Genomic DNA, 16,869 nt, shown 5'->3' with positions numbered 1-16,869 from the left:
TTGACGGCAATTTATCTCATTTTTATCACCATTTTTGAAATGAAGACACGCCCTAGAACAAGATAGCAAAAATTAATTAGGGGCTGCTTTAAATAATGAGCTAACCATCTAAGTTAGTTAACGCATTAAACATCGGCTCATACAGTGGCTGAGCTAATGTAGTCAACGCTGCTGACAAAGCCTTAAACGCATCTTGGTCACGCAGTACGTATTGCCAAATGGCATGCTGCGAGCAAGTATCATATACTGTGTCTGAGTTATAATTAGGTCTTAACCAGTCGGAGAAGTCGGCACGTTTTGGCCAATAGCTATTACCGTCACCTTCTTCAGGCTTTAGATACTTATCAAGGTAATTAAGTGCATATTCTGGCAGTAACGTAATAGGTACTTGACCCGTTAATTTGCCAAAAATAGCCCATTTTATCAGCTCAATTACTGCATCTTCATACACGATCGGGCTTAGTTTAAATGCCATTACTTTGTCATATTTTTTGACTTGTGAGCTGGACTTATTGAAGCGCCAAATACTCACGCCATCATTTAATACCACTTGCTCGGCAGTGGTACGTCTGGCCACTTGCCAATACAAATGTGACAACCAAAACTTAAGTAAATGCCTAGGGCTGGCAGAATTGGGCAATATGTTTAACCATTGCTTAGGCGATTGCTGAGCATAAGGCACGCCTGCCTGAATATGAGAGTGACTGTTATGCGCATCTGTCGGCACTGATATTGGTGCTAATATTGGTACTGAGCCCTTTATCTTAATAACTTTCGGCAGCAGCTTAAGCAGTGTCTCTATATCCTCTATATTCGTCTGATTGCTTGACTCATTATCCATGCTACTCAGTATATTTTTTAGCTCTATCTGAACAGGGTGCTCGGCGGTTGGTGTCAGTAGCTGTAATACTGTAGCGCTATCTGCTCCACTCTCGTTGAGAATACTGCTCTCATCAAAGCCATTAGCAATTAATTGTTCTTTGAACTCCAAGCATTGTTGTTGCAGTTTCTTTTGTTGATTGGGTAGCGTGGTCTGGCGAGCGACACCAGCAGGCATAATTTTTTGATACATCAGAATTGGAGTGGTACTTTCAGCCTTTATATGACCGCTATCTGCCTCAGTCTTATCAGCGACCAACTGCTTGATCAAATGGTCTTTGATTTTATAGGTAGTCAAACTGTCTAAAAATAATGGCTCTTGATGCGACAGAGCTTCTTCACCTTGTACCACATGCACCTTTTGGGTACGCAAAAAAGCTTTGGCAGGATGGCGTACTTGGTAAGCCAATACCCCTTCAATGTCTATCTCTCCAATATTAAATACGCTATCAGATAAAGCTTGGATGAGCGCCTCTGTCATGCTACTAACATTGCTAGTATCAACAACTGTATCTAGCGCTAGCATATCAGCCAATGTAGACAAGGTTTGATTGTCTACTTGACCTAGCTGACCCAAGCCTTGACCTAGCACCTGAGCAATTGACTCATATTGTGCTTTTGTGGGTAAGCCAACCAGTTGCATCTGCTCACTCGCCACTCGCCCTTTCAATGTATCAAACACCGCTTGCCAAAGCGGCGCAGGCGGAAACTGTTTTTTCTGAGCCAGTTTGGTTTTGCGCATGGCTGTATTTAATAGAGCATCCAATTCATCAATCATATCAACAGGACTTGAATCCTGGGCATTGATATTAACGTTGGCATTGGCATTAGCATTGTCATCAATATCAGGAGACACTTGCTCAAAAATATCAGCGCCTTCAATTTCTGTCTCAAACAGACTCTCATGAAAAGGCAGTGCAGGATGCTCAGTTACTAGCCACTGCTTAATCAATTTAGGCAAATAGCGTTTGAGACTCTCGGTGTTGGGGTCAATATCCTTAGGTAATGTCTCAAGCGAGTTCACCTGCCATTGCACCTCACCTTGCAAGAATTGCAATAGCTCACTCACTGGATTGGCGGGCAGATGCTCATGCGTGTCCGTCAAGCTTTGACCATTGTAAAACATCCAGCAAGCACTGCGCGCGCATAACAACGCATCTAAAAACGCTCCGTTGTCATCATCTTCACTGACTCTGTCACCGCGGCGAGCATTGGTCGCTTTCATCAAATCATAGCGGTTATCACGGTCACGCCCTGGAAACTCAGAGAGATCCATATTGAGCATAACTACCAACTCAAAAGGCACGTTTCTTAGTGCACCGAATCGACCAAAGGTAATCACCCCCGTTGGCTCCGCACTGACCTGCTGACTCTCAAGCTCGTTTTCGATACTGTCTAGCATAAAGCTCAGCTTGAGCGGCAACTGCTCCACACCTGCCAGCCTTTGCTCTACTTCTCTGTTGTCGATATCACCACTAGCGTACTGCCTATAGTGACGATTGGCTCGCAGACTTGACTTAAAGCCATTCATTGCGTTGTAAATGGCGCGCATGGTACGCGTTTGGTCCACATCGCCAAAGTAGCGATGGATAACTTGTGTCTCAATCTGGTCGAGCCAATCTTCTGCTTTCATTTTTTGTGTATGGTCATCACGACGTGCGACCAAGCCGGTATAAATGCGGCAAAGCGCTTCAACAATCAACGCATCATTTAGGCTCACTTGTGGTAACGGTAAGGTCATTTCTGGCAACGCAGTGCTTGGCCATTCATCCTCATCTAAAGGATACAAGCAGTCACTTAACTCGGCCTCTGGCATCACCAGACCTAAGGTCAATCTATCTAGTGCTTGTGCAAAGCTAAAGCGATAGTCATAGTCATTACTATCCAAAGTTTGTTTAAGATGCAACTCGTCAAAACCGCGAATAAAGCCCGCCTCTACCAATAAGTCACAACCACGGCTCATTTGTTCATGAGTCAGCCCAAAACTTTCAAATAAAGGCGGTAACATGAGCCAGTCCAAGACTTCAGCTGCTTCAAAACGGGCGCTATGACTGCCCAATAGCTTGTAAAAACCGATAATGGCTTCCCATAACTGGCGAATATCAGCATCAACAACACCAGTCACTTTAGCAGGCAAGGTCAAACCATCCTGACCTTTACCATTGACAAAGATAGAACCAATTAGTGCATGATGACGTTCAACATCGGGTAGCAGCACAACAATGTCAGAGATATGGCGTTTTTTCTCACCAAGTCTGATAGGTTCGTTCAACCAACGACCAATCATAATACGCAACACTTCAAGCTGGCGTTGCAAACTATGACACGAATGAATGCTTAGGCTATTATCTTGCGAAGAGATTGCCCAAAAACGGTCTATCTCAAAGCGCTTATTCTCTAACGCTTCATCTTCATACCAAGCCGTTGCTGGCTTAGCTTCATCAAAGCTCGGCTCTAGTTGCTTACTTACCGCTTGCGAGACTGTAGCGGCCGTTGCTTGCTGGGTCGATTGCTCATCAAGCATTAACACATCATTCTGCAAACGCTTTAACAAACTTGGACTATTTTGAGCGCTACTAGCATCATCGATATACTCAGCAGCAACCCCATGATTAGAACCAATACTCAGCGTATCATCAAAATTATCTTGCCATTCAACCAGTGCATCGTCGTACTGCTCATTACCCGACAAGTTGGCAAGCATGGCAAAAGCATCACGCGACTGCTTCCCCAGACGCGACAGCAAGCTGTGGCCGTAATCACGCAAAAACACACTCTCAGGATTAATAATCTGCTGACGCTGTAACCAAGACTTATCGACGATATCTGCCCAAAACAGCTTTGATGGATTGTAATGCAATAGCGTGATATTCATGTATTGCGACAGGCGCTGTAGGAAGTCTAGCTCGGTCTGTGGCAGTTGCTGGATGGTAAAAATACGCAGTATAGTTGGCAACTGGTCACGCTCATTCGCCTTGTTATTTTTTAAGGCCGACCAGAACGCACGCTCCAGTGCTACACGGTGTAGATGAACATCAGCAAACAAATGCGCCCACAAGAATCGTTGGGCAACTTCCAACTCAACATAATGCTCGACCAACCACTCAGGCGTGCCACGCGCATATTTATCAAAGCGCAGTGACAATGCATCTTTATCTGCTATCAATTCATCCACATTCAGCGGCTCGTTGTGCGACCATAATGCTAGCCAATCTTCACGATGGGTCAAATAGCGGTTAAACACCCTTGCCAAATCGCTTGCCAGCTGCCAAATACGGGCATCTTGTTGCGCCTTATCCTGTTGTAAGCTGTCTTGTTGAGCACTTGCCTGTGGCTCATCAATCAAAGATGCTAGCAACGGATGAACCGGATGCTTCTCATCTTTAACAATCGCCTCTTGGTAGTAAGTCAAATACCCAAACAATCGCCATTGCATTACCGTTGGTGACAACACCGCCACTTCTGGCACATTCAGAGTTTGCGCTTCAGGATTTTGCGCTAGTAAAAAAGCGTTATGGCGGGTTAACACATCTTGCATGAGCGTCCATTGATACTGACCCCAGAACTTAGTACGCACCAAGGTACTAATACCAGCGCGACTGGCAATGGTTTTATCCAACCAATCGCCCAATACCATTGAGGGCACAATGACAATAAAAGGCTCAAAAACAGGCTGATCCTTGGACTGATATTGTATAAGCAATTGATCAACAAGGTTTTCGGTGCGGTGCGACTGAATAATAGTGAACATAGACAATAATCTGATTGGAATAAGGGTGAGATACTAAGATTGATAAAAAAGGTTTAACTTATAGATGGGATGTCTGTATCCAATTTCACAAACGCTATAAAACGTCCAGACAAAACAAAAATCAATACTCATCAATCCATGTTTGATGGTCGTTACTGTTATGCATTTCTGCTAGCATGAGGGCCATAAACAAAAACAACCATAGTAGCAAATTCTACATATCCATTGATGACGTTGACATGCCGAATTTGCTATCAGTGTGCCATTGATGGTTATCGTTTACTAGTGTAGATGCCGACATTATAATAAGCTTGCGACATTTAGTGTCGTTTTATACTATCATTTATATTTATTATGAAATAATTTCATTGCGGTTTTTAAATTGACCTTTACAACCTGTATATAAATAACACTTTCTATTGACGAGATTACTTAATATTATGCCATTGCGTCCCATTGATGCCATTTTTGTCCATCCAAAACAACGCTTATACGTCGTGTATTATCGCGGTGAGTTGTGGCAATTGCCACGTATGAAAATCGATGACAGATCATGGCAGAACAGACGACCCTATAAGGATGATAGTAGCTCACTTTATCTGAGTATTCATCAAGCTATCAGCGATCCTCTACTTGCGCAGAAATTGAGAACGCTAGATCTGCCTGTGGCGGTACGTGGTAGCACGTTGCCACGTTTTGAAGCATGGTGGGAGGCACATGGGTTTAAATGGTTAAAAGACAGACTATTAACAGGTGAATCACCATTAGCAGCGCATACTGAGACAGGCGCTATCAACGATGGCGAAACTGACTCTACTGCAACGCTAAACAGCAAGTCACCCTCAGTCAATAACAAGAGCGCTGGACAGCAGAGCCGTGTACAAAATAGCGATACTAAAAAAGTATGCAAACAAGATGATAACTTGCAAGCAAAGGATGTGTTTGCTGATATGCTGGCAGACTTGGTAGAGGAAGTGTTATATAAATAGCTTTATATTTAGCAGAAAATCACTCACTATATGCCATTTGAAGATTTAATTAAATCCACTAAAACAAGAACGATAATATATGAAAGACTACAAGCTGCTATTGGCTGGCCTGCTTTTGCTGCTGCTGATTATACTTATCGCTGTCTTTACTTGGCTGTGGAGTAGCAATCGTAAAAACATAGACCCGCTGCCCATTATGGCAAGCGAAAATGAGCCAATGGCTGGGGCAACTGAAAACGATGCTAAAACTACCACCGATAGCACCTTGTATTTGCAAGTAGAGGACAGTTTGCAAACCCCACTAGACCAGGTTATCGCTCGCTTTAAAACCCGCTATCCGCATGTGCAGGTATTGGCAAGCTATGTACCTTCGACAGCGCTTTTGACTTTGCCAGAGGGCGATACTAATGGCACGTCTGTTATCAACAATACCGATATAATTATTGCTGATGATGGCTTGTCAGCCGAGCGACTGTCACCCTTACAAACCCAAATCGACGTCGAGCAAGGCAAGCACAACCAGCGCAAAGCTAAGACTGGTAGTACCGCTCAAGATAACTCTGATAGCGTGAAAGCAAATAAAATTGCGGTAACGGATAATACTGAAGCACGTCGCCTAAATTCTTTCAGCTATGCGTTAAAAGACGAGCATGCGCTTGATGGTGTTATTTTGACACACAACCCTACAGCGATCGGCTTTCGTAACTTTTTACTTTCAAGTGTAGGGCAAGACATATTGAAGAAATATGATTATGAAAACATCAGTGGCTACAAAAACAGCGTAAATGACTTATTTAAACCAACATCACGGGCAAAAAAAGCAACAGGCAACAACCCAGTAGATGTCTCTGATGCGCTGAGCAACAGCGAATAAATTTAAATTGTCTCTATTTGTCTTTTCTTCATTGCTTTTGTACAGGCTTTTTTTTACAATAGCACTCCATAATGCGCCTATAGCTCAACAGGATAGAGCAGTTGCCTCCTAAGCGATCGATCCGAGTTCGAGTCTTGGTGGGCGCACCAATCATTGTATTTAGACATAACCTCGCATTACCTCAATCCCTCTAAACCCTTTATACATATACATAGTTGTCTTTATTGATTACTTGTCATTACCTGCTAGCACCTCTACAATGTTGTTAAATGAGTTGTTAAATGATAAACAACATCATTTTTTGTTGTTAATTATGCGATGAGATTGTTGTTAAACCTCTCAACGCCTTGAGGTATAAGCCATGACAAGAAGACAAGACTATCGATTAACTGACGCTGGCGTGAAAGCAATAGCCAAACAGTCCACACCCACCAAAGTCACACGCCATGGTGATGGTAACAATTTATACCTTATGCAACATCCGAATGGCTCACTATTTTGGCAAATGACCTATCGCTATAAATCTGATAAAGACCTTAGACCTAAGCAAAAAACTTATCAAATTGGTATCTATAAGCCAGCTAAACAAGCTATTGATTCTACCTTTAAACCAGAGGTGTCGCTAAAAGAAGCGAGGCTAGCACGTGATAAAGCTCAGGCGTTGCTCAGTGATGGCATTGATCCTACAGAACATAAAAATCATGATAAAAATGACTATGAGCAGAAGGATTTATTTAGAGTTATTGCTAAAAGGTATATTGACGAAAAATCTACCACTACACCTAAGAATATTCAAAAACTTCACAACTATCTAAATAGGCATATTGCACCGCATATCGGTGACTATCCTATTGCCTCTATCACTGCACAGGACGTCATCAAAACCGGGTTAGCAATTCAAAATTACTTTGAAAAACAAGGCAAATGGACAGCCGATACTTCAAGTAAGTGTGTCGAGCTAATTGGCTCAGTTTTTGAATATGCTATTAATACGTTAAGCTACGACATCATTAATATCGCTTATGGTCGTAGTAAAGCATTAAGACCTCATAAGCCTAAGCGTATGGAAGCGGTCGAGCAGCATCAGCTTTCTGAACTATTACATAATATCGATAAATATATTAAAGACCATCCGAATGCTCATGAACAAACCATGGCTGGTATGCAGCTGATGACGTTATGTTTTGTTAGAACGAAAGAACTACGATTTTTTGAATGGTCAGAAATTGACTACTATAAAAATGTATGGCGTATCCCAGCACATAAAATGAAAAAGCGTCAAGACCACATAATTCCGCTATCATCACAAGCGATGGCAATTATCGAGCGAATGCGACCTTTAACAGAAAAAACGAGTTACGTATTTTATAACTTCAGCAAGAACAAGCCTTATAGTGAGGCTTGGTTTAATCAAGCTTTAAGGTGTATGGGCTATACAGGCGACCTCTACCCTAAGATGACTGGGCATGGATTTAGACAGCTTGCCAGCACGGGATTGTATGAAATGCAGTTCAGTGAAGATGTAATAGAAATACAGTTAGCTCATCTTAGGCAGTCTAGTGTCAAAAAGCGCTATGACTTGTCTGCACATCTAGCAGAACGTCAAATGATGATGAACCAATGGGCAAATCATTTAGATGATCTACGAGCTGGCAAGGCGGTCAGCTTTGACTTATTGACCCCTGATCAAATCACTAAAGAAATGAATAGCAGGAATAAGCAAGCAACTGATATAGCAGTGCATGATAAAGATATATTGATAAAGAGCTTACGGGCACAAGGCGTATCGGCTGAGGTCTTGGCCAAACTTGCCGAGCAGCTTTAACAACATTTAACAGCACTGCTTTATTAATTATCGCCAGCATTGGGCTGGCAAACCGAACTTGATAGCGTCAATCGCTGTCACAACCGATTGCAAGGCTAGGATTAATTACCCGAACGGTAGTGTTTTATACACCTTTAAACTACCACTGCCTTGCACTTTTTTTAAAAGGTGTAATGTATCATGAAAGGTGCAAGTCTGTGAGTATTCTAATTAAGCAGTTTGAAGCAGAATGTAATAACTATATAACATTAGCTAATATAGTAATTTTAATCAGTGACTTGACTGATACGCCGATTAGCGATGCAAAAACTTATTTTTTGAACGCACATAATAATGAAGCGTTAGACGTATTCAAAATAGACGAGCGGATGAATTTTTACCAAATTAACTTAGATGAAACTCCTCTCGAAAATCATGAAGATCATATGGTTAATTTTAGGAAAGCTGATTTGGCTAGTTTGGCACCAATAGCTAAGTATAATATTTTTAATGCTGTTGATAATGATTATTTTGATAATAAAACATGGACCAATGATCCTGTTGAAGATGAGTTTCTTACCATTGATCAAACCGTCGAATATATTAAATCTGTCACTGGTATAACTTATCATAACAAGCTATTAGGAAGCATTTCAGAACGGGGGCAAATAACTCCTTATTTCTACGATGATAGCTACATTGCTAAGCGTATCGGTAATTTATACTGTGAAAAAATTAAAGGTTACTTCTACTTCAAAAATATTGGCGGTTTTTTAGCTAGAAATGATACAAGAGCTTTTATTGGAGATAATCCCATTTTGGATGTTATATATGTACGTAGTTTATTATTTCAAAGTGCCAATGAGTTTAAACCAGGAGATGCTGTAAATCTTTACAACTTCAAACCAGTAGACTTTGAAAGTGCTGAAGATGCGTTAATAACTTCAATTCATTATCTCAACTTTAGATTTTTAAAATCGGAAATTGATAACTATTTAAAATATGTAGACAATTTAAGGAGTTATGTATTATATACAACTCAACAAGAGTTAATGCCAGTTAATAATGAATTAAATAATAGTTTTGAGCAAGAGGCATTGGAGGGAATTACGAGATTACTTTATGTTTTATTATATAAAGGTAAATATAATATTACTTCTTCTTTAGGTACTACTAATGCCAATATTGTTAAATATTCAAAGACTACTTTGACAAGAACATTTGTTTCCAAGTGGCTTAAGGCTGTGAAAAAACTAGATGACGAGGTAAGACTAAGTCAAGTTAACTTAGAGTCAATAGCTGATAATGCGTTCATAGGCATCGAGGAAATAAACTCTCGAACTAGATCTGCGTTGCTTAGATTTTTAAATATTTTAATAAAAAAAATTGGTTATGACATCGATGAATCGTTAGATAATGTATGTACAGAAATTGTAAAATGTTCGGAGAGCTTAGGGTCTCCAGTTAATAAAAATTTCGTACATAATTGGTTTAATAGAGTTATACAAATGAGATTAGACGTATCACAAGAAAAAACTAATTTTCATAAATAAATATCTAAGTTATTAAAAAACAGGGTCATATGACGGTCATATGACCTTTTTCAGTCTTGTGAACTGCTCTACTATTACTTCACGGCACCAGCTAACACTAGCTATAACTCACAATGCTATGGAGTAATAACATGAAACTAAAAAATAGATATTTGCGAATGTCAGATCTCGCAAATCAGCCCGAGCGTCCAGCTCGAAACCACATCGCTGAATCAGGTCAGCTACGTATCGTTACAGCTAGACCTGCCTCGCGTGGTATCACTGGTTTTTCCGCGAAACACATCTACCATTTAATCAAAAATGAACAATTCCCCGCACCCATAAAAATCGGACGTGCCAGCCTTTGGCGTGTGTCCGATATTAATGACTGGTTAGATAGTCATATTTCTTCATCCAACAATGAGGAAGCATAGTCATGAGTAAGAATGATCATATTTCTCTTCCTGAGTTAGCCGATAAGCAATCAGCTGACTCAATAAAAAAGCCGGTCATCTTGCAGGATGACCAGCTCTCAGAAAATACCTCAGATGACATTGACAAGCCATCATCAGTTATTTTACCACATGCAGATCTAAAAATTAGCTCGGATTTAGCACAAGCTACTATTGATAGACTTGCCACATTATCAGAACTGGAATATGAACTAGAACGCACTGAAACCGCGAAATCTCTCAACAATATGTCAGTTCGATCACTTGATAAGCTAGTCAAGAAAGTCAGAAATAAAATAGAGTCTGAGACATCAGAAAGCTTGATCATTGATACTGAGCCATACTCAGAGCCAGTATTAGATATTACTTCAGTAGCTGATCAAATTTGTCAGATACTAGACGATCACATCGCCTGTAAAGATGCAGTTAAATTTGCTGCTACGTTATGGATATTAATGACATGGCTTATTCCAGCAAGCCATATTTTGCCCATTGCCTGGATCAATGCGCCTGAAAAAAGATGCGGCAAAAGTACTTTATTAACATTGATGAGCCGTTTGAGTAAACGGTCGTTACCAACATCTAACATTACAGGACCAGCATTATTTCGCTCGATTGAGAGTTACAAACCGACTCTATTTATCGATGAGGTTGACACGTTTATCAATGAAAGTGAGGGCTTGCAAGGTATACTAAATGCGGGGCATAGTCGTGATAATCCATACATCATACGCTGTGTTGGTGATGATAATGAACCTTTAGCATTCAATGTATTTGGAGCTAAAGCGATTTCCGGTATTGGTAAAATTCCTGGCACTTTGATAGATCGATCAATACCTATGACTCTGCGTCGTAAAATGAAAAGCGAGACAAAAAAACGAGTACGTGACTTACCTGTAGACATCACTAACACCATCCAATCGAAACTGGCCAGATGGTCAGATGATAATTTGATGGTTATCAAAGCAGCTAAGCCTGTTTTACCTCTTTATATCAACGATCGGGCACAAGACAATTGGGAAATTTTACTAAAAATAGCTATGATATTAGGTGATGATTGGCTGGAAAAGGCTCATAATGCTTGTATCGAAATTTCTGGTATTGAAAGTGATGAACCAAGCTTAAGTGAACAGTTATTAGCTGATATTCAAACCGTTTTTAATCTACATGAGACCGACAGACTTTTGAGTAAGCATTTACTGGCAGGATTATGCAAAGATCCAGAAATGATTTGGTCAACATTAAATCATGGCAAGCCTATTACTTTACATCAAATTGCTAAACGGTTAAGTGAATTTAGCATTTCATCTAAATGTATGAGGGCGTTAGACTCATATGGTAAAGAGGTCAGAGGTAGAGGTTACGATATCAACGACTTCCAAGATGCTTTTTCGCGTTATCTATCGTAATATTTACTCTTAATTTTAGAGCGCATCCAAAGGATTGAAATCTGTTTGAAACAGGTTTTAATCCTTTTTTTGTCTGTTCTTGTCGAAGTTAGCTTATATTATGGGGCTGTAGTAGATAAGCACTATGCTAGACTACTTTTATGAAGATAACCCGTTGTAAACTAAGTAAAAAAGCACAGCGAAGGCTGTTAGAGTTTTTTACGGCTGAAGTGACTGCTAGAACAGCCGCAGATTTGCTTGATATTCAGCCTAATACTGCTGCACTTTTTTATCATAAAATAAGACTTGTGATAGATTACCATCTCTCATTAGAAGCTGATGAGCTTTTTGATGGTGAGGTCGAATTAGATGAAAGTTACTTTGGCGGTGTACGCAAAGGCAAAAGAGGTCGCGGGGCAGCTGGTAAAACCGCTGTATTTGGTATTCTAAAACGAAACGGTAAGGTTTATACCATTGTCGTAGCAGACACCAAACAGACTACCCTAATGCCTGTTATTAAGCGTAAAATCAAGCCTGACAGCTTTGTTTATACGGATAGCTATCGAAGTTACAATGCATTAGATGTGAGTGAGTTTAAACATTTCAGAGTCAATCACTCTATAGAGTTCATTTGCGGTAAGAACAATCACATCAATGGCATTGAGAACTTCTGGAATCAGTCCAAACGAACACTCAGAAAGTATAATGGGATTAATAAGAAGAACTTCCATTTGTTTTTAAAAGAGTGCGAGTTTAGATTCAACTATGGCTCACCATCTAATCAGCTGAAAACCTTGAGAAAATGGTGTGATATTTAATCCTTATCTACTACAGCCCCTATATTAAAGTTAGGGCGTGTTCTAGTATTCGTATTTTACTTAGCTGAGTATGAGTAACTTGAGGTTCATGTCTTTATTTCATTAAAGCTCTTTAGATTCCTACCGATGTCATCTAAAATGGCTACAAATTGTGCCTGTGCTATACGGCATTCACTTTATAAAAACTAAAAGCTGACCCATGAAACTTATAGACAATTTGAACCACAGATTTGGCGATGACATAAAGGAAAACCTGCATGCTGGATCTAAGCTACAGATAGCCGCCTCTTTTTTCTCTATCTATGCTTATGCGGCGTTAAAGCAAGAGCTTAAGAATATCGATGGGATGCAGTTTTTATTCACATCTCCTACCTTTGTGCCTAATGATATCACTGATAAGTTCAAGAAAGAAAAGCGTGAGTTTATTATTCCTAAGTTTAATAGAGAGGACAGCCTATATGGCACTGAGTTTGAGATTCACCTCAGGAACAAACTGACTCAGAAAGCTATTGCTAAAGAATGTGCCGAATGGATACGTAAAAAAGCTGTTTTTAAGTCAAATACTACCAATTCACCCATGCAAGAGTTTGTATGCGTTAAAGACAATGCATCATTATTTACTTACATGCCTATCCAAGGCTTTACCCCTGTTGGACTTGGCTATGAAAAAGGCGACGCTGTCTCAAACATGGTTAATCGGTTTGATTCAGACTATGCGCTACCCTACCTGAATTTATTTAATCAAATATGGCAAGATCAGCAAAAAGTTACTGATATTACCGACGAGATTGTTCGTCATATCGAGTCGGTTTATCAAGAGAACGATCCTGAGCGTATTTACTTTCTAATACTGTACAATATTTTTAAAGAGTTTCTTGAAGATCTGAACGAAGATGTCATGCCTAACGATTTGACAGGCTATCATGACACGCTTATCTGGCAAAAGCTCTATAACTTTCAAACAGATGCGGCGGTCGGCATTATCAACAAGCTTGAGACTTATAACGGTTGTATCTTAGCGGATAGTGTAGGTTTAGGTAAAACATTCACTGCACTTGCCGTAGTTAAATACTACGAGCTGCGCAATAAAAGCGTCTTGGTGCTTTGTCCCAAAAAGCTTGGAGCTAACTGGACTAACTATAATGCTAATTTAACGACTAATATTTTTGCTAAAGATCGTTTCAATTACGATGTGCTGTTTCACACTGACTTATCTAGAAACAGTGGTGAGACTTTAGGGATAGACTTAGCGAAAATCAATTGGGGCAATTACGACTTAGTGGTTATCGATGAGTCGCATAACTTTCGTAACCGCGATAACTTCAAAGATAAGAAAACCCGCTATGACCGTTTGATGGAGCAAGTCATACAACAAGGTGTAAAAACCAAAGTGCTGATGCTTTCAGCAACGCCTGTGAATAACCGCTTTAATGATTTAAAAAATCAGCTGGCGCTAGCATACGAAGGAGATAGTAAGAACCTAGATGATAAGCTCGATACTAAGCGAGATATTGACAATATATTCCGAAATGCTCAGGCAAGTTTCAACAACTGGTCAAAACTGCCAGTGGAGCATCGCACCACTAAAGCCATATTGGATATGCTCGATTTTGACTTTTTCAAACTTCTAGATAGTGTCACTATTGCACGTTCACGTAAGCATATTCAGCAATTTTATGATACCAAAGAAGTTGGACGATTCCCAACACGCCTAACGCCCCTTTCATATCGCTGTGCCATTACTGAAGACAACAGCATTGCATTCAATCAGATTTACAAGGAGCTGGCCTCAATTAGAATGGTTGTGTATGCACCGCTCACGTATATATTTCCTAGCGCTTTAGAAAAATACGAAGACTTGTATGATACCGAAGTTGAAGGTAAAGGACGCTTTAAGCAACAAGATCGAGAAAAAAGTTTACAAGCCTTGATGACGGTCAACTTACTCAAACGTTTAGAAAGTTCTGTTCATTCGTTCCGTTCAACATTGCATAACTTAAAGAATCGTTTAGAGCAGGCCTTATCTAGCATAGCTGAGTATCAGGCTCGAAAAAGTAATGACCTGCTATCTATCGATATTGGCACAGGTTACGATGATGATGCCTATGATGAAGGGCTTGATGAGTCGGTTAATCCTAATGATTGGGTAGGCGGTAAGCTCAAAGTTCATCTTGATGACATGGATATATTAAAGTGGCACATAGATTTAGAGGCAGACTACGCTGTCGTTAGACGATTAATAAGTACTATTAGTACGGTTACACCAGAGCGTGATCATAAGCTCCAGCATCTTAAAAAACACCTTATCGATAAGATTAACAATCCTATAAATCCTGGCAACCAAAAAGTACTTATATTCACTGCTTTTGCGGATACTGCTAACTATCTATACGAACATATAGCACCAGAGCTATTGCACGACTTTAGCTTACATACTGCTAAGATTACGGGCAGTGAAAATCACACTACCATTAAGAGCATGGTCGGCAGCCGCAAAGGCTACGATATGCAGGGCTTATTGACACTCTTCTCGCCTAAGTCTAAACAGAAAGATGATATCTTTCCTAATGAGACTAGAGAGATAGATATCTTAATAGCCACCGACTGTATTTCTGAAGGGCAGAACTTACAAGACTGCGATTATCTTATCAACTATGATATTCACTGGAACCCTGTACGTATCATTCAGCGTTTTGGTCGAATAGATCGTATAGGCTCTACCAATGATCAAATTCAACTGGTGAACTACTGGCCTGATATCAGTCTAGATGAGTATATTAATTTGCGAGAGCGCGTCGAAAACCGCATGATTATCGTAGACATGGCTAGCACAGGGGATGATAACGTACTAAGTTCTAAGGCAAATGACATTGCGTATCGTCATGAGCAGCTAAAACGTATGCAAACTGAAGTATTAGACTTAGAAGATGCCAATACTGGCGTGTCTATTACTGACTTAGGCCTTAATGACTTTCGTATGGATTTGCTCAGCTACTTAGAAGCGAGCCCTAATTTAAAGCGATTGCCTAATGGGCTACATGCCGTCGTTCCTGCGAATGAAAGAGCAGGATTGCCGGCAGGTGTGATTTTTGCCCTAAAAGCACGTGAGCTTGCTCAAGTTAATGGACGCACAAATAATAAAACCGATGGTGAAAAAACCAACCAGCTCTACCCTTATTATCTGATGTATGTCGATAACGATGGTAAAATAATAGCAGATTATACCCAAGCAAAGCACTTGCTTAGCTTGGCACGGCAAGCTTGCCGTGGTCAGTCTGAGCCTATATTAGAAGTGTGTAAGACGTTTAATAAACGCACCGCTGACGGTCAAGATATGAGCCACTATAGCTTATTACTAGACTTAGCCATTGAAGCGATAAAGAACGTTAAAGCGGATAAAGATATTGACAGTCTGTTTAGTGGGATGACGACCACCGCTTTAAAAAACGACATAAAAGAGCTCAATGACTTTGAGCTGATTGGTTTCATTGTGGTAGAAGAGCTAACTTCAAACAACATTCAACATACAAGCACTACTAGCGAATTATGATTTTATACCAATACCCTCAATCAGCTGCCGTTGATAGACCCATACCCAAAAACAAGCTCTACGAGCAAGGGTCTGCTAATAGTAAGCTTAAGCAAAAGTTTATCGATGAAGTGGCAAAAATCACTTGGGCATATAAGCTATCTGCTGGCTCGCTAAATATTCAAACCGATACTCTGTTTCAAGAAGTGCAAATATTTAGAATTATCGCTCGCACTGCTGACATTGACTTAAGTATCCTCAAATACATTGATAAGCTTATACCGACTCCCGTTATCTTTGAGATTGTCCATAATGATCGGGTCAAAGTTATTGCTGCTTATAAGCGTGCGAGCCAAGCAGATAAGTCAAAAATCGTGCTAAATAAATACTATAGCTCAGAATGGCTCGCCAGCGATCAACGTGAGCCGTTACCGTTGATACTTAATCTGACTGATTTATATAACCATCTGATCGAGCAGCTGCTTCCTAGTATTATTAATGATGCCGTGACGGATAAGCTTACTGATACGCCAAAGCCACCTAGTCAGCACATTAAGCCAAAAGCCATTGAAGGTGACGCGCCTTCTACTGAATTGAGTATCGTTGCAAAAGCAGAGCTAAATCCTACGGCCTCCGCTTCTATAAATACAGCGGTAGATATAGAAGCGAAGCTTAAGCATGTTCAACAAATAGCGAGCCTAACAAAGCAGGTTGAAAAGCTACAAAAAAAGGTTAAAAAAGAAGCTCAATTTAACCGTAAAGTTGAGCTAAATATGCGCTTGCATAAACTTAGAGATGAGCTCAATCAGCTTATCGCTGAATAACTCCTATAAATAATCATCATACTTTACTC

The 16,869-nt window shown here is 40.2% G+C and carries 10 protein-coding genes and 1 tRNA gene; 10 read left to right on the top strand and 1 reads right to left on the bottom strand.

Annotated elements, in window-relative coordinates; all coding sequences use genetic code 11:
- Window positions 1–100: 100 nt before the first annotated feature.
- Complete coding sequence (locus JMY08_RS03280) at window positions 101–4,630, bottom strand: exodeoxyribonuclease V subunit gamma (RefSeq protein WP_201590420.1); 4,530 nt, start codon at window positions 4,628–4,630, stop codon at window positions 101–103.
- 440 nt (window positions 4,631–5,070) lie between these two features.
- Here JMY08_RS03280 and JMY08_RS03275 point away from each other — a divergent pair, with 440 nt between their 5' ends.
- The 10 genes from JMY08_RS03275 to JMY08_RS03230 all read left to right on the top strand — a co-directional run bounded on the left by JMY08_RS03275 (window position 5,071) and on the right by JMY08_RS03230 (window position 16,840).
- Window positions 5,071–5,619 carry a hypothetical protein gene (locus tag JMY08_RS03275; protein ID WP_201590395.1) on the top strand — a complete coding sequence of 183 codons (549 nt, stop codon included), beginning with the start codon at window positions 5,071–5,073 and terminating at the stop codon, window positions 5,617–5,619.
- 79 nt (window positions 5,620–5,698) lie between these two features.
- Complete coding sequence (locus JMY08_RS03270) at window positions 5,699–6,493, top strand: hypothetical protein (RefSeq protein WP_201590393.1); 795 nt, start codon at window positions 5,699–5,701, stop codon at window positions 6,491–6,493.
- Window positions 6,494–6,566: 73 nt separating this feature from the next.
- Window positions 6,567–6,642, top strand: a tRNA-Arg gene (locus tag JMY08_RS03265).
- A gap of 212 nt (window positions 6,643–6,854) precedes the next feature.
- The gene (locus JMY08_RS03260) at window positions 6,855–8,318 is read left to right on the top strand and encodes a tyrosine-type recombinase/integrase (RefSeq protein ID WP_201590389.1); all 1,464 of its coding nucleotides are present in this window, start codon (window positions 6,855–6,857) and stop codon (window positions 8,316–8,318) included.
- 197 nt (window positions 8,319–8,515) lie between these two features.
- A complete protein-coding gene (locus JMY08_RS03255) occupies window positions 8,516–9,850 on the top strand; it encodes a hypothetical protein (protein WP_201590375.1) in 1,335 nt (444 codons plus the stop codon).
- A 158-nt stretch (window positions 9,851–10,008) separates the two neighbouring features.
- Entirely contained in the window at window positions 10,009–10,263 is a 255-nt protein-coding gene (locus JMY08_RS03250) for a helix-turn-helix transcriptional regulator (RefSeq protein WP_201590372.1), read from the top strand.
- 2 nt (window positions 10,264–10,265) lie between these two features.
- Complete coding sequence (locus tag JMY08_RS03245) at window positions 10,266–11,690, top strand: DUF3631 domain-containing protein (RefSeq protein WP_201590369.1); 1,425 nt, start codon at window positions 10,266–10,268, stop codon at window positions 11,688–11,690.
- Window positions 11,691–11,830: 140 nt separating this feature from the next.
- Window positions 11,831–12,487, top strand: a complete 657-nt coding sequence (locus JMY08_RS03240) for an IS1595 family transposase (RefSeq protein WP_045455674.1) — start codon at window positions 11,831–11,833, stop codon at window positions 12,485–12,487.
- A gap of 199 nt (window positions 12,488–12,686) precedes the next feature.
- Entirely contained in the window at window positions 12,687–16,037 is a 3,351-nt protein-coding gene (locus JMY08_RS03235) for a helicase-related protein (RefSeq protein ID WP_201590366.1), read from the top strand.
- Window positions 16,034–16,840, top strand: a complete 807-nt coding sequence (locus JMY08_RS03230) for a DUF4391 domain-containing protein (RefSeq protein ID WP_201590363.1) — start codon at window positions 16,034–16,036, stop codon at window positions 16,838–16,840. The genes JMY08_RS03235 and JMY08_RS03230 overlap by 4 nt, the downstream gene beginning before the upstream one ends.
- Window positions 16,841–16,869: the final 29 nt, after the last annotated feature.

The organism is Psychrobacter sp. Pi2-51 (assembly GCF_904846665.1).
Lineage (GTDB): Bacteria > Pseudomonadota > Gammaproteobacteria > Pseudomonadales > Moraxellaceae > Psychrobacter > Psychrobacter glaciei.
This window is presented reverse-complemented; position numbering and strand designations above follow the sequence as displayed.